Source organism: Natronomonas salsuginis, assembly GCF_005239135.1.
Lineage (GTDB): Archaea > Halobacteriota > Halobacteria > Halobacteriales > Haloarculaceae > Natronomonas > Natronomonas salsuginis.
This window is the reverse complement of record NZ_QKNX01000004.1, coordinates 126977-144819: the sequence shown is the minus strand read 5'-3', so window position 1 is coordinate 144819 and position 17843 is coordinate 126977. Positions and strand designations below refer to the sequence as shown.

The window sequence follows — 17843 nt, the reverse complement described above, 5'->3', positions numbered from 1 at the left end:
AGAACCGTCAGATGTCGCGCTCGACGAAGAGCCCTGTGGCGACGAGGACCAGCAGGACGAACGCGACGAGCAGGATCGCGGCATCGAAGAACGCGTACACCTCGTTGACGAGGATATCCGTCTCGTCGTAGTACCGGCTCGGTGTGAACTGCCCGAGCCACTCGGCATCGGGATCCAGCGTCGAGATTGTATCGACGAGCCACAGTACGAACACCGCCACGAGGGCGACCCCCTGTGCGGTTCTGGCCCGGTCGAAGAGGACGGACGCCACCAGTCCGATCCCCGCACAGACCAGCAGGTACGGAACGCTGAGCAGATGCACCATCGCCAGCGCGACCGGGTTGATCGGCTCGTCGATACCGACGGAGCCGACGTAGACGATGGCCGGGACCGCGACGTTCAACGCGACGAGCGGCACCCACAGGGCGGCGACTTTCTGTGCCACCACCGACTCCCTCGACACCGGGTTCGACAGCGTGAGATCCATCTTTCGGCTTTCGATGTCACCAGCGATGGTCCCAGCGCTCACGTAAGCGAAGTATATTGCGATCAGGAGCACCCAAAAGAACGAGTACATCTCGGCGGCGATGAATCCCTCGATCGTGTTGTACGACTCGGTTCCGAAGGCCTCGAAGGCGGAGTCCGAAATCACCGCCTCGATATCCACCGCGCTCTCGGAGAACTCCGGGAAGATCGAGAAGTACATCACGGCCAACACGGCGAACACGCCGATCAGGGCGATCGATCCGCGGAGCCGCCGTCGAGACTCGTTTTCGAGGATGGCCGTCATCGGCTCAGATGTCCCTCCGGACGAAGATGGCCGCGGCGACGACGAGGGAGGCAACGAACGCCGCGAGGAGCAGACTCGCGTCGAGAAAGCCGTACTCGCCGTGGACGAGTATCCCGGTCGGATCGTAGTACCGACTCGGTGTGAACTGCCCGATCCACTCGTAGTCGGGGTCCGTGTACGACAGCCCGTCGACCAACCAGAGCACGAAGACCAACCCAAGCGACGTGACCTGCGCCCGCCCGACCCGATCGAAGAGCACGGAGAACACGACGCCGATCCCGGCACAGACCAGCAGGTACGGAACGCCGAGTAGGTGTACCATCGCCAGCGCGACGATATCGAGGCGCTCACCCAAAGCGACCGCTCCGAGGGCCAGCGTGACCACGACAGCGCCGTTCAACGCGAGGATCGGTACCCACAGGGCGGCGACCTTCTGTGCCAACACCGACTCTCGGGAGACCGGATTCGACAGCGTGAGGTCTAACGTTCGGGATTGGATATCTCCCGCAATCAGCCCAGCGCTTACGTACGCGAGATAGACGCCGCCGAACAGCACCCAGATGAACGGGTAGATGTAGCCGCCGGCGAACCCCTCGATGGTGTTCAACTCCTCGAGCCCCATCAACTCGATGACGAACTCCGGGTAGGCGTCCATGATCACCTCCGCCTCGTCTCGTATCGCCGGGAAGACGGCGAGAAAGAACGCGGTCAGCATCGCGAACAGCCCGCTCAAGAGGAGCGAACCGCGTCGCAGCCGCCTCGATTCGTTTCGCAAGATGGCCGTCATGGCGTTGGTCCTGCCGGCCCCTCGCGGTAGTAGTGTTTGAAGATCGTGTCCAACTGCGGATTGCCGATGTCGACGTCGTCGACGTCGAACTGAACGAGGTGTTCGAGGAGCGGCTGCGTCTCCCCAGTGTACGTAAATCGCACCGAGCGGTCGACGATTTCGACGTCGATCATCTGCTCGGTGACGAACCGAGATTCGTCGACCGGCTCTCTCAAGTGGACCCACACTTCCTTCCCGCTCTGTCTCAGCAGGGTCTCGATGTCTTCGAGCGTGACCAGTTCCCCCGCCCGAATGATCCCGACGCGATCGCAGACCCGCTGTACCTCGCTGAGGACGTGCGAGGAGAAGAACAGCGTCTTACCGGCGTCGCGTTCGTTCTCGATGAACTGGTGTAATCGGTCCTGTTTGAGCGGGTCCAACCCGGAGGTCGGTTCGTCCATGATCACGAACTCCGGATCGTGCATGAACGCCTGGACGATCCCGAGCATCCGCCGGTTCCCCTCGGAGTACGTCTCGATCGGTTTCTCCAGCGGCGGGTGAAACAGCTCCAACAGCTCCTCGCGGCGTTCGTCGCCGTGCATCCGGGCGAAGTGATCGAGCGCCTGCCGCCCGGTCAGCCCCTCGTCGAACCCCAGCGTGTCCGGCAGATACCCCACGCGCGCTTTGACATCGGTGAGCGCCCGGCGGTCACGGATGTCCGCACCGAGTACGGTCGCCGTCCCCGACGTCGGCTTTATCAGCCCGAGCAGCAATCGGATGGTCGTCGTCTTGCCGGCGCCGTTGGGACCGAGAAAGCCGAAGATCTCCCCGCGCTCGACGTCGAAGGTGATTCGGTCGTTGGCAGCGGTGTCGCCGTATCGCTTCGTGAGCTCCATCACCCGAACAGCCGGCATGGCCGAGATAGGGTGGGTCGACACTTCAATCGACGGGGGGTTCTCACCGAGGCAGACACGGAAGCCGGCCGAGCGACGCCGCGAGCTGCCGCATCGGACTGCCCCTTCCGAAAGCCCTAACGGTTGTCCGACCGTTTATAAGTCCAATGAGTCAGCAGCTCCCCGACGTGCAGGCATCGAGCCCGGACGTCAGCGTCGGACTCAACCGAGTTGGCGTAACTGGCGTCGAAAAGCTCGTCAAGCTCCACCGCCTCGACGACAGACCGATTGTCCTGATGGCCACCTTCGACGTGTTCGTCGACCTCCCGGGGTGGCGGAAAGGGGCGGACATGAGCCGGAACATGGAGGTGGTCGACGAGATGCTCGAAGAGGCCGTCTCCGAGCCCGCCCTCCGCGTCGAGGACGTTTGCGGCGACGTCGCCGAGCGTCTCATCGACAAACACGAGTACACGACCGAAGCCGAGGTTCGCATGGAAGCGGAGTACATGATCCGCGAGCAGACGCCTGCGACGGATCGACCCACGCAGGCGACGGCGGACATCATCGCCTCCGCAACCGCCAGCAACGACGGCACGACGCGCGAGGAGATCGGCTGCCACGTCGTCGGCATGACGGTGTGTCCCTGTTCGCAGGGGATGAGCGAATCCAGAGCGAGGGACGTACTTGAGGGGCTCGACGTGGACGGCGAGACCATCGACGACTTCCTCGATGAGGTTCCCCAACCGGGACACTCCCAGCGGGGACACGCCACGCTGACCGTCGAGACGACCGGACAACCGCCGGTTGATCTCAACGACCTCATCGAGGTCGCTCGCGACTCGATGAGCGCGCGGATCTACAACCTCGCGAAGCGACCCGACGAGGACCACATGACGTTCGCCAGTCACAGCGACGCGAAGTTCGTCGAGGACTGTGTCCGGGCGATGGCCGAGGGGGTCGTCGAGACGTATCCGAATCTCCCCGAAACAGCGGTCGTGCGGATGGAGCAGTCCAACGACGAGTCGATCCACCAACACAACGCTCACGCCGAGCGCGTCACCGAGTTCGGCCAACTCGTCGACGAGATCGATGGCGAACCGAGCGAGTCAGTGACCCACGACTGAAGCCGTGTGCTTCCTCCTTTCGTCTCTGTGAGCGACCCCGCTCGAGAGGCGGAAAGCAGGGAACGATCGGATCGTAGCGCGAGCGAAGCGTCCCTTTGCGGAGACGAAAGAGCCGCATCTGGAGGCGAGGTCACCGGACAGTCTGCAGTCGGACGGTGACGACGTTGCCGTCGTCTTTGGGGGTGCGGCCGAAGCCGAGTTCACCGTTGGAGAGGTCGACGGCCCAGTAGACGAGCCAGAGGCCCAGACCGGTCCCGTGATAGAGCTCGCTTGGATTTCGGCTCGAAAAGAGGGGTTCGAACTCGTTACGGGGGATCGGTGGTGCGGTGTCCTCGATCCGTATCGAGACGTGATCCGAGCGGGATCGGGCTCGAATCTCGATCGCTGCCCGCCCGCATGCGTGAACGATCGCGTTCTCCAGCAGCTCGGCTATCGCGTGACGGATCTCGGGAATAGCAAACACGGACTGCGCCGTCGAACAGTCGAGGGTGACGCTCGCCTCGGGATAGGATCGGCGGGCATCGGCGACCAGATCGGACAACAGCGTCGAGATATCGATCGGGCTCGGCCCGGGGGATTCGACGAGCAGTTCGACGATCCGTCGCTCCTTCTCGACGGTGGTCAGCAACTCCGTCGCGACCGACGTGATCGCGTCCATCCCGGCCTCGACCTCCGGACCAGCGCGTTGTCTCGCGAGGTCGGCGTGGCCCAAAACGACGTTCAACACGTTTCTGAGGTTGTGCCTGAGAAGGTTATCGAGCACCCGAAGCTGTCGTTCCCGACGCCGACGGTTCGTGATGTCCCGGGCGAACCCGACGACGCGTGTCACCTCACCGCTCTCGACGATCGGATGACCTTTCACCCAGACCCAGCTCTGAAACGATCGGTCGCGTTCGACCCGATACTCGATGTCGATCGCGGCTCCGTCCGAGAGTTGCTCCATCGCGCGCTTGACGTCCGGTCGGTCGTCCGTGTGGACCCGCTCGAGGAATCGCCACGGCTCGTCGATCAGCGTCTCTCTCGACATTCCCCAGATGTCTTCGAACGCCTCGTTGACGAAGTGGACGTTCCCCCAGTCGGCCGAGAACATCCACAACACGTCGTCGGTGTGTTTGGCTAGCCGCCGAAGTTGCGTTTCGGCTTCGTGCTGCCGACGTTCGGCTGCCAGCCGGGCGGTGACGTCGCGTGAGGACACCACGTATCCGTCGAGGTCCGGATCCGCGCGATTCCACATGCGGCTCTCGAACCAGATCCACGACCCGTCCGCGGCCCGGTGGCGAAACGTCGCCGTTTCGATCAGCTCCTCGTTGATGTCGACGAGTCGTTCGAAGGTCGATTGAACCTCCTCACGGTCCTCGGGATGGATGTACTCGAACGTGTTCGTCCCGACGAACGCCTCGATATCGTATCCGAGGATCCGCTCGGTCGCCGCGTTCGCGTACTGGTAGTGGCCGTCCGAATCCACGACGACGACCTTGTCCTGTGTGAGGTCGAGAATCGTTCGCAAGTCCTCTGGCGGTTCCATCGAGTTCAATCGACGGCCACTACGAAGAACGCCGGTATCGTTCTTTTGGCCGTTCGATCCACCGATATCGCTCTCGATTCGTCCGCCTCGCGCCCTGAGGCGGGCTCAAAACGTGAGTTCGGTCGCGTTTCGCCAGCGCGGATCGAACTCGGTCCGAACGCTTTCGGCGAACTCGCGGTCCTTGAAGTCGATCATCGCGAAGATCTCGTCCGTCTGTAACGGATGCGGTACTTCGATGACGACCTCCGACTCGTCGACGAGCGTGAAGCTCCCCGAGACGTTCTCGCTGGTTCTGACCGAGAACAGTTCGTGTTCGATGAGCGAGTTGCGATAGCGCTCCCCGATCGATTTGGGCAGCGCGGGGACCAGATCGGGTCGCATCAACAGCTGAATCTCGACGCCGCGCTCCATCGCGACGGTGAGTTCGTCGAGCACGATCGTTCCGATCTCGTCGAAATCGAAGAACTGCCCGGCGTGCGTCGACAGCACCATCACGAGCCGGTCGTCGGCCGCTGAGATCCGTTCGACGAGGAGATCCGTGGCCTCCTCGGGGCCGACGGCGGCGGTCCAGAAGGTCTCCTCGACGGGGTCGGCCGTCTCGAGTTCCCCCGCGAGCTGCTCGACGATCGTCTCGTACTGGTCCGCCCGCTCACTCAGTTCGCGCTTTTTGTCGTCCAAGAGTCGATCGAGAGCGGTCGCGGGTTCGACTGCGACGTACTTTTTCGGTCGGGACGCGGACTGTGAGCGGACCAGATTGTGCTGTTCGATGGTGTTCAACACGTCGTAGATCCGGCCCATCGGCACGTCGCTGACGCGGGACAACTCCTTTGCGGTTGTCGGCCCGGTCTCGAGCAGTGATCGGTACGCACGGGCCTCGTACTCCGACAGTCCGAGATCTCTGAGACTCGCCATCGATCGGGGATCCTCCCCGGAGAAGTATAAACACACCGCACGTTTAGGAGTCGGAGGAGTTGTTTTTTTCAGTCGGGAGTCGGCATCCGAACGGCGCCTAAGGGAGGGGCCCGTCGCTCGCCCGTTCGAGCAGTTCGTCGGGCGTCGCCGCGGGTGCGGTCGTGTGGTCGGCCCGGATCGCGACGGCATCGTCGCGGTCCTCCGGGACGACGACCTTCTCGTGGTCGGCGAGGCGGAGGGCGGCGCGGTGAAGGTCGGTTCCGACCGGCGGCGTGCGGACGACGAGTGGCTCGTAGTGCGCGCGCGCACAGCCGGCGGCGTAACCCGCCGCCTCGACGCCCATCCGATCGTAGGCCCCGGCGAACGCGCTCAGTGCGTCCTCGGCGGCGGCGACGTATCGGTCCTCGCCGGTGAGGGCCGCGAGGTCGAGGAGCGCGTCCGCCATCTCGGCGTTCGTCCCGAGCGGGTACAGCGGTCGGTCGAGCAGGCCCGCTCCCGACGGCTGGCCGTCGCGGAAGGAGCCGTCGGCGGTCGCGAGGCGATCGATCGCGTCGTCCGCGATCGTCCTCGCCGGGTCGATCCAGCCGTCCGGGCCGAGGACCTGCGCGGCGGCGGTCAGCCCCGACAGCAATCGGGCGTGGTCCGCGAGCAGTCCGGTTTCGCTCCGCTCGCCGTCGAAGTGCGTCACGTGGCCGTCGTCGACGAGCGTCTCGAGGACGTGCTCGAGCGCGCGTTCGGCGTATCGAGCGCCCTCGTGATCGGTGACGGCCGCGAACCGACAGAGCGCTTCGGCGGCCAGCCCGTTGCGATCCGCGAAGACCGTCGGATCGACGTGTGGCGGCTTGGCCTCCTCGCGTTCGGTCGGTTCGAGCGTGTAGTAGTCGCTGGCCGCCTGGCTCCCCGCGAACGCGTCGCCGGTCCAGGCGGTCGTCGTCAGGTAATCGACGGTCCGTTCGGCGGTCCGCCGGTAGGACTCGTCCCCGGTGTACAGATAGCCGGTGGTGAACGCGCGGAGCAGAGCCGCGTTCTCGTCCACCAGTTTCTCGCGGTGGGGTTCGCCCCACCGACGAGTTTCGGCGAACCGGTAGAAGCCGCCGTCGTAGGTGTCGAACAGGTGCGTCTGGACCGCGTCGAGCGTCCGCGTCCCCCGATCGCGATCGCGCTTGAGGGCGAGCTCGACCGTTCGTGGCAGGGGGAACTTGGCGTCGGTCCCCCAGCCGCCGTACTCGTCGTCGAACGCCGCGGCGACCTGTTCGACCATGTGTGCCTCGATGTCGGCGGTGATCTCGCCGCTCGGGAGGTCGGCGCTCGACACGGTCCGGGGGACGCGTCCGGCGCTGGTCCCCTTGGCGTCCCACGAGGCCCGGATGCTGTCGAGCACCTGCCGGAGGCCGTCGGGACCGAGATACGTCGCGCCGGAGAGCACCTCCCCGTCAGGTGTCAAAAATACCGTCGTCGGGAACCCACCCATGTTGTATCGCTCTCGGACGCGAGGGTGTCGATCGACATCGACCCGCACGGGGACGAAGCTGTCGCCGATGTTGGCCGCGAGTTTCGGATCGGAGTACGACTCCTCGTCCATCCGGTCACACCACGCACACCACGGCGCGGTCAGAGCGCACAACACGGGCTTTCCGGCACGCTCGGCGATCTCGAAGGGTTCGGGGCCCCACTCGTACCAATCGACGAGCGTCCCGTCGCGGAATGTCATACCCCGGTTTGGACGAGCAACGCCGAAAGGGCTTCGAAGCGAGCGGGACCGGGCGGCCGGTCAGTCGTCGCCCAACACGAGGATACGCAGGATGTCACCGTAGGCCGGTCGCGTGATCAAGACGCCGATGAGAACACCGATGATGGTGATGATCGCGAAGCCCTGCAGATCGCCGAGCGAGAGGACCGCGAGCGGCGACATCGCGACGATCGTCGTCGCGGCCGCGGCCCCGATGACCCAAAAGGCCTTCTTGAACCGCGATTCGAACACCCTCGACGTTCGCACGTCGCCCTGTTGCATCACCTCGTCGGCGATGATCACGAGGTCGTCGACTCCGGTCCCGATGACGGCGATGAAGCCGGCGATGTGAGAGAGGTCCAGCGGTAAGCTCACCGCGGCGGCGAACCCGAGGAGGATGTACACCTCGGCGGCGGCGGTGAGCAGCATCGGCGCGGCGACTTCTGGTTTCCGATATCGCGCGAAGACCGTGAGCGCGACCGCGAACACGGCCGCTGCGCCGGTCACGAGCGAGAGCGGTTTGAACCGCTCGGCGAGGCTCGGTAGCAGGAAGAACGTCGTCCCGCGGTTATCGATGTCGAGTTCCGTCCGGAGCGCGCCGGTGCGCATGTTGATCTCGAGTTCCCGCGCGTCCTCGAAGGAGGTTGTCGTCGTTCGGTAGGAGGGGTTCTCGTCGAACGTGCCGCTCTCGAACGACGAAGCGAGGCTGGGCGCGACGCCGGCCGCGAAGACGACCTCACCGTCGAGCACCGTCAGCAGACACCGGCCAGGATCGTCGGCCGCGTTCTCGTCGATGGAGGCGTTCAGATCGTATGAACATCGCGTACCGCCCTGTTGGCCGAATCCGTTCGCGCGCATCGCGTCGCCGAAGCGCGCCCCCGCCTCCTCGTTCAGCCGGATCGGAACGAACGTCTCGCCTTGCTCTTGGCGAGCGCCGCCGATCTCGGCGAGGTCCTCCTGGCTGAGAAGCGACTGCGTCTCGTAGCTCCCGTTGTCAGTGGGGTACATCGCCCAGATCTCGACCTGCCCGCGGTCGCCGATGAGCTCGATAACCTCGGATCGGTTCGCACCGGGCACCTCGACGACCATGAACTGCTGGCCGGGGGCCGAAACCTGCGTGGCCGAGCCGCCGCCGAGGCCGCGCTCGCGGAGGCGCTCGTTTAGCACGTCTTCGGCGTTCTGGCGGGTATCAGCCGTCACGCCCATCTCGACATCGCCCTCACCGGTTTGGTAGCCAGCCTCGGTGAGCGCGGCGGCGAACTCCGCTTGCGTCACGTTGCCGACGTGGCGGTCCTCGAACACCTCCACGGTTCCGGACTCGGCGCTAGCGCGGACGTCGCTCGCGCTCATGTCGAGTTCCGCTCGAAGCGCTGATTCGATTTCAGGTTGGGCCTCAGGGCCGAATTCGAGCCCGGAAACGGTCATGCCGGCGAACGGCGCGCGGACCTGGGTGCCGCCGGAGAGCTCCAAGCCGAACTGGAGGTTCGTGTACTGCGAGCCGGACGCTTGGTCCGCATCCGATCCCGTGATCCCGCCGGTCCCACCGAACGGGACGAAGAGCGAGACGGTACTCAGGAGCATGAAGACGACGAGCAGCCAGACGCGCCAGTTCTCTTTGAGTTGGAGTTTCATTTCGCGATCGCCTCGTACATGTAGTATCGAAGCAGGCTCACGTTGAGCAGATACGTGTTCATCAGGTCAGAGAGCAGGCCGAAGACGAGTATGAGGCCGACATCGGGCAAAAGCGGGATACCGAACAGGTACGAGACGATCGTCATCACAATCATGGCCGCGATCGAGGTGACGGTCATCGTCACACCGGTCCGCATCGCGCGGGCCGTCGACGTGTAGAAGTCCCCGTGTCGCCTGAGGACGTGGTTGTTCAACAGCAGGTCGGAGTCGACGGAGTAGCCGATGATCATCAACAGCGCGGCGACCGTCCCGAGCGTCAACTCGATGTCGAACAGTCGCATCAGTCCCAGCGGGATGACCACGTCCGAAAAGGCCGACGCGATCACGGCGATCGACGGGATGAACGTCCGAAACAGCAGTCCGACGACGGCGGCCATCCCGGCGAAGGCGATCGCGAGGCCGATGAGCGCCTGTCGCTGTGAGTCACCCGCGAAACTCGCCGAGCGTTCGCCGACCGATTCCACCTCGTAACCAGCGGTTTCGGCCTGTTCGAGCAACGGATCGGCGTCGTCCTCCTGAAACGTCAACTGATAGCTGCCCGATTGGCCGGCGATCGGCGTGATCGAGGCGATCTCCTCGTCGAAGCTGTCCCTGATCGCCGCCTCCGAGTCGTCCGTGACGACTTGCATCTCGGTTCCGCCGGTAAACTCGATACCGAGCGCGACGGGCGTTCCCGAGAGCACCGTCGCAACGACGAGCACGGCCAACGCGAACGCTAACACCGCAAGCGGGACCGCCACCAGTTGCCGGTTGGTGTAGTCCGTATAGTCGATTTTCGGCACCGACACATCCATGTCTCTCGATGTGAATGCCCCGCGAATAAGGGTTGTCGTTCGTCCGTCGAAAGGGTCACCGCGACCGTATCGGACGGGTTCAGTCGGTGACGACGATCGCGCCGATCATATCCTTCGACTCGTGCGGGATACAGAAGTACTCGTACCGACCGGCAATCTCGAAGGTGTGCTCGTACGTCTCGCCGGGGGAGATATCGCCACCACCACTCGCATACCACTCCTCGCGGGCTGTCTGAGGACCATCGTATCCGCCCGAGGCGAAGTACGCCGCGCCTTTGGGGAGGGACCCGTACGCGGTAACGGTGTGTCCGCGCGAGCCGTTGTTCCCCCAGACGACGGTCTCGCCGACGGACGCCTCGTACTCCTCGGGGAGAAACGCGTTCTGCGACATCCCGATGTCGTAGTCGTCGTCGCTGAGACCGCCGTCGAGGCAGCCTGAGAGAGGGAGTACCGCCCCGGTTCCGACCGTGGTAAGGAAGGCCCGTCGGTCCATACGCGCGATTACGGACGAACGGTCATATGTACCTCGGTTCCGGTCAGAGAGACGCGGTCGGGGCGGAAGCGAACCACCTAAGGCGGCCGTCGCCGACCGGCGAGGTAAAGTCATGCAGCCGCGGTTACTCGGGCAGTTGGGGCTCGCCGATCTGGTGACGGCCGCGAACGCGGCGATCGGGTTCGTCGCCGTCGCCACGGCCACCGTCGATCCGGCGCTCGCGGCCAGACTGATCCTTCTCGCGGCGATCGCGGACGGCCTCGACGGCGTCGTGGCCAGGGTTCGCGGCGGCACGGCCGTCGGTCCGGTACTCGATTCGCTCGCCGATGTGGCCTCCTTCGGAGTCGCACCCGCCGCGCTGGTGTACGCCGTCGCCAGTAACGGGGGAACGACGGTGAGCGGCGATCCGTTCGCGATCGCCGCGCTCGTCGTCCCCGCGCTGTACGTCTCGATGGCGGTCGTTCGGCTCGGCTTTTACATGCTCCACGACTGCGAGAACCCCGAGACGGAGGGCGTCCAGACGACGCTGGCCGCGACGGTGCTCGCGGTGACGTATCTCGCCGGGATCGGCAAACCGACCGTGTTGGTCGCGATGGCGGCGCTGTTCACGTATCTGATGGTTGCGCCGGTTACCTATCCCGATCTGTACGCGCGCGATGCGGTCGTTCTCGGCGGGTTACAGGCGCTCGCGATCGCGATCCCAACCGCGGTAGATCGGGTGTTTCCGCGGTCACTACTGCTCTTTGCTCTCGCGTATCTCGTCCTCGCGCCGTTCGTGTACTGGCGTGACACCGGCAGTTGATCGAGCGGTCGACGAGACACGGCGAAGGGAAACGCTCTTGGGTCGTTCTGCCGCACGTTGGGGTATGAGTAACGGGGACGACGAGAGCGCGGACGCCACCGCCGACGGCGAACCCAACGCCGACGCCGAGGGAGTGGACGACGCGGAGGCGACGGAGGAACTGGACGACGTCGAAACGTTCGATTCGCGCCTCGACGAACTCGAAACCGCGCTCGACGATGCCGAAACCGAGGCGGATTTGGACGCGGTCGAAGCCGACGTCGACGCGATCGAAACTGATCTCGAGGCGGCCGAATTTCCGGTCCCCGAACCGGAGTCTGAGGGCGAAGACGACGAAGACGAGGAGCCCGAGGATCCGAAGGAACCGCTCGAGGACAGAATCGGCGACCTCCGCGACGGGATCGAAGAGCAGCGCGGCCCCTACGGCGAGGACGTCCGGAGCGCGGCCGGCGGGGCTGCGGGAACGATCCGGGACACGCGCTGGACACGAGATGGGAAACCGGCCGTCGCCGACGCCGTCTCGGCGTTTCTCGACGCGGCGGGCGCGGAACTCGACGCCGAGTTCGATGCCGAAGACGAGTCGATCGAGTCGCAAGCAGCGGCGGTCGATTCGGTCGGCGAAACGGCCGGCGACGGCCGCCTCGACGCCGACGAGGACGCCGAGACCATCGCCGCGCTCCTCGGGGCCCTCGACGATCTCGAAGCGGCTCTGGAGGACGCCGAGGAGTGGAGCGACCTCGAGGTTGCCGAGCAGCTCACCCGCGAGGGGTTCTACGATCGGTTGAACGCGGAGAACAGAAAGGATTTCCCGCCGGAGTTGGGCGTCGTTCGGATCGCCGAGGCCGAGAATGACCCCGAACGCATCCTCCTGGCGCTCGAATACCTCGACTCGGAGTTCATGCAGGAGAACTGTCTCGACGCGCTCCGAAGGCTCGGCCCCGAGGAGGCGCTCGAACCGGTGCAGGCGCTCGCGAAGCGCCGCGACGTCCCCGCGATCGAGGTACTCGGCAAGATCGGCGACGAGCGGGCAGTCGAGATGCTGGTCGACTTCGTCGACAGCGGCAATCCGCCGCTGCAGAAGGCGACCATCCGCGCGCTCGGCGAGATCGGCAGCCAAGAGGCGACACAGGAGATCGCCAACGTCCTCGTTGACGACGAGCCAGTCGTTCGGTCGGTCGCCGCCCGCGGGCTCGGGCTCATCGGCGACACGCGCGCGATCGAACCGCTCTCCGACCGGCTCGCCGACGACGAGGAGGCCGATGACGTGCGAGCCTCCGCGGCGTGGGCGTTGGTTCAGATCGGCACCGAACGCGCGCTCTCGGCGGCGGCCGAGTACGACGACGACCGCGCGTACACGGTGCAGGTCGAAGCGGAGAAGGCGCGGAAGGCGACGGTCTGAGTCGTACCCACCCAGTGGGCGCAGATTTATATACCAGCGCGGGACCAGACCTCCCGTGCTCGCTCGAATCGCCGCCGGCTGTCTCGCGCTCGCGCTGCTGACGGGAGCGTTCGTCCCCAGCGCTGCAACCACCGCAACAGCGGCTGACTCGATCGAGCCGACAAACGCCACGCTCGTAGCGGCGTACCCCAACCCCGTCGCACGCGGCGACCCGGGCGAGTTCGTCGCCGTCCAGTTCGCCGCGGCGACGAACACGTCCGGGTGGACGCTCACCGACGGGAAGACCGCAACACGGCTACCCAACCGGACGTTCGAGGGAACCGTCGCGTTCTCGATGGAGCCCGAATACGCGCGGACCGATACCGACTACCCGGTCGAACCGCTCTCCGGGCGGTTGCTGTTGGCCGACGATGGCGATCGACTGACCCTCCGAGCGGGGGGCGAAACCGTCTCAACCGCGCGCTACCGAAACGCGCCGGAATCGGAGATTCGGGATTTCGACGCGAACGAGTGGCGACCGATCGGCGCGACGGACCACGAGCCCACTCGGACCGACGGCGGTTCCGCGACCGCGTTCGTGCTGCCGGACGCGCCCGACCGAACCGTCGGGACGGTTCGAAACGCGACCGACCGGATCCACCTCGCCGGCTACACGTTCACGTCCGCGCGGCTCGCGGACGTCTTAGTGGACCGAGCGAACGACGGCGTCGACGTCCGCGTGCTGCTCGATGGCGCACCGGTCGGGGGAGTCAGCGAGCGGCAAGCGCGCCAACTCGACCGATTGGTCGACGGGGGTGTCGACGTCCGGCTACTCGCCGGTCCGAACCGTCGGTATCAACACCACCATCCAAAGTACGTCGTCGTCGACGATCGAGCGCTCGTCTCGACGGAGAACTTCAAACCGGCCGGCACGGGCGGGATGTCCAGCCGCGGGTGGAGCGTGGTACTCGACGACCGAGCGGCCGCCGATGCGCTCGCGACGATCCACGAGTCCGACTGGACGTGGCGCGCCGCGACGCCGTGGCACGAGTACCGGAGCGGCCGGGATTTCGTGGACGCCGACCCCGCACTCGTGGGATTCGAGCCCCGACACGAACCCGAGCGAATCGACGTCGAGTCGACGACCGTCCTCGTCGCCCCGGACAACGCGGCCGCAGAACTCGTCTCGATCGTCGATGCGGCCGACGAGCGGGTGTTGGTCCAGCAGGTTCGCATCGACAGCCGCGAGAACGATCTCCTGCGAGCGACGCTTCGCGCCGCCGACCGAGGCGCAAGAGTCCGAATCCACCTCGGCGACAGTTGGTACGTCGAGGGGGACAACGCCGAACTCGCCGGGTGGCTGAACCGCCGGGCCGAGGCAGAGGGGTGGGACCTCGAAGCGCGCGTCGATGACGCCGACGGCTACGAGAAGATCCACACGAAGGGGGTGATCGCCGACGACACCGCCGTCGTCGGGAGCCTCAACTGGGTTCGGTCGGCCCAGTCCGACAACAGAGAGGTCATCGTCGCCCTCGAGGGCGATGAAGCCGCGGCGTACTACGCGACGGTGTTCACGAGCGACTGGCGCGGCCGTACCAAACGGCCCGTTCCGGCCGGACTGTTCGCCGCAAGCGCGGTCGCGATAAGCGGCGCGCTACTGGTGGTTCGTCGGATGCGGTTCGTCGGTGAAGCTGAGGTGATAACCGACTGGCAGTGGTGAAGTGCTCGATCAGTTGTCGTCTCGAAGCAGCGTGCTCCGGAGTTCAGCGTCGAGCTCGGCCGCTTCCATCTTCTCGACGAGCGCGTCGAGCACTCGCTCGCGGGCACCGGGGACGAACTTGATCGAGCCGACGACGAGGTGGCCGCCGCCGGAGACGCCGGCCCCTTCGAGTTCATCTTGGAGTTCGGTCACCATGTTCGGAATGTCGAGTCTGACGCCGTCGGAGCGAAGCACCGCGAAGTCTGGACCGACACCGATGGTGATGACCGGATCGCCGGTTTCGGTCACCTTCCGGTCGTGGAGTTCGCCGGTCGTCTTTCCGGGCGCAGGGTACGTGAACCGTCGCGCGTGGTTCTCCACGTCGAGCCGGTAGAGGTGGGCGTCGTTGTCGAGTCGCTCGTGTTCGACGTGCGGTTCCGCGTCATCGAGTTGGCGTTCGACGTCGCGGCGGGCGCGCGAGGAGAGGAACTCGACGAGTTCGGCGTGCCTCTCGGCGTCGTCGCAATCGAGGTCGAGCGCGTCGCTGATCAGGTTCGGACCGGACTGATAGCGGAGCCAGTGGGCGGCGTAATCGAGTGCCTCGACAATATCTTCGAGTTCGGTTTCGTCGTAGCCCGCATCGGCTGCGAGCGCGAGATAGTCGTCCATCGCGTGGGCCTTCGATCGATCGGCAAGCCCCGCAACGGCCGGAACGTGTCGGAGGTCGTCGGTGATCGAGGGATCGATCATCCGCGCCAACTCGACGCACATCATCCCGGTCGTGATGCGGTAATCCTCGCCGTGGAGATACGGGTTCACGTGCTCGTCGAGCAGCGGACCGACCGCGTCTGGGTCGGGGTGGTGGTGGTCGACAGCGATGATCGGGATGTCGTACTGCGCGAGTGCCCGGTACGCCGGCGTGTCCTCCTCCGTCGAGCCGTTGTCGACCATGAACAGCAGGGGGAGCCGCTGTCCGTGGCGCTCGGCGTCCTCGAGAGCGAAGTTGAGGTCGCGGGTGACGTCCTCCATCTCGTAGAACGGGGCCTTCGACGGCAGACGCTTGAACAGATGTCTCGGGGCGTCGGGATCGGCGTGTACCTCGGCGATGTAGTTCTCCAACGCGAGCTGGACGGGGATCGCCGCGCACATCCCATCGCCGTCGGCGTGGTGACGAACCCGGATCGGACGGCCCTCGAGAACGGCAGTTCGGAGCCGGCGGGCAACGGCGGTGAGGCCCTCGCGGAGCGAGTCGAACGCCGGCCACTCGATGAGCGGGTCGGGGTCGGCGGGTTCGGCGTTCGCCGCGATGGCCGCGTCGATACGCTCTCTAACCTCGGTTTTCGCCTCGCCGCGGAGACGAACCAGTTTGTCGACCTCGAGTTGTGGGGCGTCGTCGTGCGTCTCGATGCCACCGGTCGCGCGGACGGTATCGCCGAGTTCGATCGCGGGGTACGCGCGAACGCCGGCTTCCTCGAACGCCGCACAGGGGACGACGCCAGTGCCGTCGCGGACGGAGAAGATCGTCGGGCCAGCCGTCTGTTTGATCTGGACGATGTCGCCCTCGACGTGGACCGCGTCACCGGTTCGGTCGGCCAGTTCGTCTATCGTGACCCCGTCACCGTGGGCGACGTCTACCCGGTCGAGATCGTCGAACTCTGTCGTCACGTCCTCGAAGCCGAGGTCGCCGTTCTCCCGAATCTCGACGAGTCGGACGAGCATTTCGTCGCCGATCTCGTAGGTGCCGTCGAGCTTCGATTCGTGGACGAGACCGGAAAGCTGTTCGGAGAGATCGACGAAGACGCCGTACTTGACGACGCCGTTCACCGTCGCCACGTAGAGTCCCCCCTCCTCGGTATCGTCAACGGTACAACCGGGCGCCAGATCGTTGACGACCCGCTCGAAGGAATCGGGATCTGCGTCGCCGGCAGCAGATGTAGTCATTGTCGAACGGTGGGTTCTGCCGAGTTTTAAGCGTGTTGTATCCGGTCCGACCGGATTTCGAGATCGTTCGTGATCCGTCGGACGGCTCCGACCGCGGTGATCGACCGGGCACACGTGGCCGATGAACCCGGAACGCTTAGTTGTCGTGCGACCCGATTGTCGGCTATGGGTCTGTTCGGGTCGATTTGGAAACCGAAGCTCTTCCGCAGGAGCGAGATCATCGGCATCGCCGATGACGCCCTCCAGTTGGCTTTCGAGGCATCGGAGGACGCACACCCGAACGAGTACATGGGACAGCTCCGCGGGCAGGACGCCCGTAAGCTTGGCCTCGACCGTGAGGGAACGGTCATCACCGACGTGTTGCTCGCGCCGGGGACGAAGACGACCCCGACGAGCGCGGAGTTCAAGCCGACGTACCTGCCGAACGATCTCAACAGCGTCGGCTCGGTCCACTCCCACCCGAACGGCGTGCTGCGGCCCAGCGACGCCGATCTGGCGACGTTCACCAAGGGAAAGGTCCACATCATCGTCGGCGCGCCGTATCGCCGAACTGACTGGCGGGCGTTCGATCGCAACGGGAGTCCGATCGACCTCGACGTGTTGGCCGTCGACGTACCCGATGAGCAGTTCTTCGACTTCACGCAGGCGGACATCGACCGGGAGCTTAGATGAAGCAAGTCGTCGCACAGGGGACGTTCGACCTTCTCCATCCCGGCCACCTCCACTACTTGACGGACGCGAAATCGTACGGCGACCGCCTCGACGTGATCGTCGCCCGCGCCGAAAACGTCACCCACAAGCCGAAACCGATCGTGCCGGACCGCCAGCGGCTCGAGATGGTGAACGCGCTCGATCCGGTCGACGACGCCCGACTCGGCCACCTGGAGGACTTCTTCGTCCCGATCCGCGAGATCGATCCGGACGTGATCGTCCTCGGCCACGATCAACACCACGACGAGGAGACGCTCTCGGGGATGTTGGCGGCGGAGGGGATCGACTGTTCGGTCGTCCGCGCCTCCGCCCGGGATCCGGATCCCGAAAGCGAGGGCGAACTGCTCTCGACAGGGCGCATCATCGACCGGATCTGCGATCGGCGCTGTTAGAAAACCTCGGCGCTGCTGAAATGATATTTCTCAGATACAGTACTGTCCGAGAAAGCTGTCAGCTGAATTTCACTCGTACCTGATTTAAATTTCATAGACGGGCGCGTGTCTAGCAAATTTGAAGGCAAATTATTTTCTCGAACGGCACGTGCGTTTGGGCATGCCCCACGAAGTGAGGGACCTTCTGGACCGACCATGACGG

16 protein-coding genes are annotated in these 17843 nt (G+C 65.1%); 6 read left to right on the top strand and 10 right to left on the bottom strand.

Features of this window, described 5'->3' with window-relative positions; genetic code table 11:
• Positions 1-7: 7 nt before the first annotated feature.
• The 3 genes from DM868_RS11130 to DM868_RS11120 are packed head-to-tail and all read right to left on the bottom strand — an operon-like array spanning position 8 to position 2470.
• On the bottom strand, positions 8-790 hold the full coding sequence (locus DM868_RS11130; protein WP_137276949.1) for an ABC transporter permease: 783 nt from the start codon (positions 788-790) through the stop codon (positions 8-10).
• A gap of 4 nt (positions 791-794) precedes the next feature.
• Positions 795-1577, bottom strand: coding sequence for an ABC transporter permease (locus tag DM868_RS11125; RefSeq protein ID WP_137276948.1), 783 nt, complete (start codon positions 1575-1577; stop codon positions 795-797).
• Positions 1574-2470, bottom strand: coding sequence for an ABC transporter ATP-binding protein (locus tag DM868_RS11120; RefSeq protein ID WP_137276947.1), 897 nt, complete (start codon positions 2468-2470; stop codon positions 1574-1576). The genes DM868_RS11125 and DM868_RS11120 overlap by 4 nt, the downstream gene beginning before the upstream one ends.
• A gap of 146 nt (positions 2471-2616) precedes the next feature.
• On the opposite strand from DM868_RS11120, the gene mptA reads away from it, so the two are divergent.
• The gene (gene mptA, locus DM868_RS11115) at positions 2617-3573 is read left to right on the top strand and encodes a GTP cyclohydrolase MptA (protein ID WP_137276946.1); all 957 of its coding nucleotides are present in this window, start codon (positions 2617-2619) and stop codon (positions 3571-3573) included.
• 130 nt (positions 3574-3703) lie between these two features.
• Here the strand turns inward: mptA and DM868_RS11110 are convergent, their stop codons facing one another.
• The 6 genes from DM868_RS11110 to DM868_RS11085 all read right to left on the bottom strand — a co-directional run bounded on the left by DM868_RS11110 (position 3704) and on the right by DM868_RS11085 (position 10718).
• Positions 3704-5098, bottom strand: coding sequence for a PAS domain-containing sensor histidine kinase (locus tag DM868_RS11110; protein ID WP_137276945.1), 1395 nt, complete (start codon positions 5096-5098; stop codon positions 3704-3706).
• Positions 5099-5203: 105 nt separating this feature from the next.
• The gene (locus DM868_RS11105) at positions 5204-6010 is read right to left on the bottom strand and encodes a TrmB family transcriptional regulator (RefSeq protein WP_137276944.1); all 807 of its coding nucleotides are present in this window, start codon (positions 6008-6010) and stop codon (positions 5204-5206) included.
• 97 nt (positions 6011-6107) lie between these two features.
• Positions 6108-7721, bottom strand: coding sequence for a DUF255 domain-containing protein (locus DM868_RS11100; protein ID WP_137276943.1), 1614 nt, complete (start codon positions 7719-7721; stop codon positions 6108-6110).
• Between the two features lie 60 nt (positions 7722-7781).
• Positions 7782-9371 carry a preprotein translocase subunit SecD gene (locus DM868_RS11095; RefSeq protein ID WP_137276942.1) on the bottom strand — a complete coding sequence of 530 codons (1590 nt, stop codon included), beginning with the start codon at positions 9369-9371 and terminating at the stop codon, positions 7782-7784.
• The gene (secF, locus tag DM868_RS11090; RefSeq protein WP_137276941.1) at positions 9368-10225 is read right to left on the bottom strand and encodes a protein translocase subunit SecF; all 858 of its coding nucleotides are present in this window, start codon (positions 10223-10225) and stop codon (positions 9368-9370) included. The genes DM868_RS11095 and secF overlap by 4 nt, the downstream gene beginning before the upstream one ends.
• A 79-nt stretch (positions 10226-10304) precedes the next feature.
• Positions 10305-10718: a plastocyanin/azurin family copper-binding protein gene (locus tag DM868_RS11085; RefSeq protein ID WP_137276940.1), complete on the bottom strand. Its 414-nt coding sequence runs from the start codon at positions 10716-10718 to the stop codon at positions 10305-10307.
• 112 nt (positions 10719-10830) lie between these two features.
• Here DM868_RS11085 and DM868_RS11080 point away from each other — a divergent pair, with 112 nt between their 5' ends.
• The 3 genes from DM868_RS11080 to DM868_RS11070 all read left to right on the top strand — a co-directional run bounded on the left by DM868_RS11080 (position 10831) and on the right by DM868_RS11070 (position 14618).
• Positions 10831-11520 carry a protein sorting system archaetidylserine synthase gene (locus DM868_RS11080; RefSeq protein ID WP_137276939.1) on the top strand — a complete coding sequence of 230 codons (690 nt, stop codon included), beginning with the start codon at positions 10831-10833 and terminating at the stop codon, positions 11518-11520.
• Positions 11521-11584: 64 nt separating this feature from the next.
• Positions 11585-12919 carry a HEAT repeat domain-containing protein gene (locus DM868_RS11075; RefSeq protein WP_137276938.1) on the top strand — a complete coding sequence of 445 codons (1335 nt, stop codon included), beginning with the start codon at positions 11585-11587 and terminating at the stop codon, positions 12917-12919.
• A 55-nt stretch (positions 12920-12974) separates the two neighbouring features.
• Positions 12975-14618, top strand: coding sequence for a phospholipase D-like domain-containing protein (locus tag DM868_RS11070; protein ID WP_137276937.1), 1644 nt, complete (start codon positions 12975-12977; stop codon positions 14616-14618).
• 9 nt (positions 14619-14627) lie between these two features.
• Here DM868_RS11070 and DM868_RS11065 read toward each other — a convergent pair whose 3' ends face one another.
• A complete protein-coding gene (locus DM868_RS11065) occupies positions 14628-16538 on the bottom strand; it encodes a DHH family phosphoesterase (RefSeq protein WP_137276936.1) in 1911 nt (636 codons plus the stop codon).
• A gap of 165 nt (positions 16539-16703) precedes the next feature.
• Here DM868_RS11065 and DM868_RS11060 point away from each other — a divergent pair, with 165 nt between their 5' ends.
• Positions 16704-17210, top strand: a complete 507-nt coding sequence (locus DM868_RS11060) for a Mov34/MPN/PAD-1 family protein (protein ID WP_137276935.1) — start codon at positions 16704-16706, stop codon at positions 17208-17210.
• Complete coding sequence (locus tag DM868_RS11055) at positions 17207-17641, top strand: adenylyltransferase/cytidyltransferase family protein (protein WP_137276934.1); 435 nt, start codon at positions 17207-17209, stop codon at positions 17639-17641. Before DM868_RS11060 ends, DM868_RS11055 begins: the two co-directional genes overlap by 4 nt.
• The last annotated feature ends 202 nt before the right edge of the window (positions 17642-17843 follow it).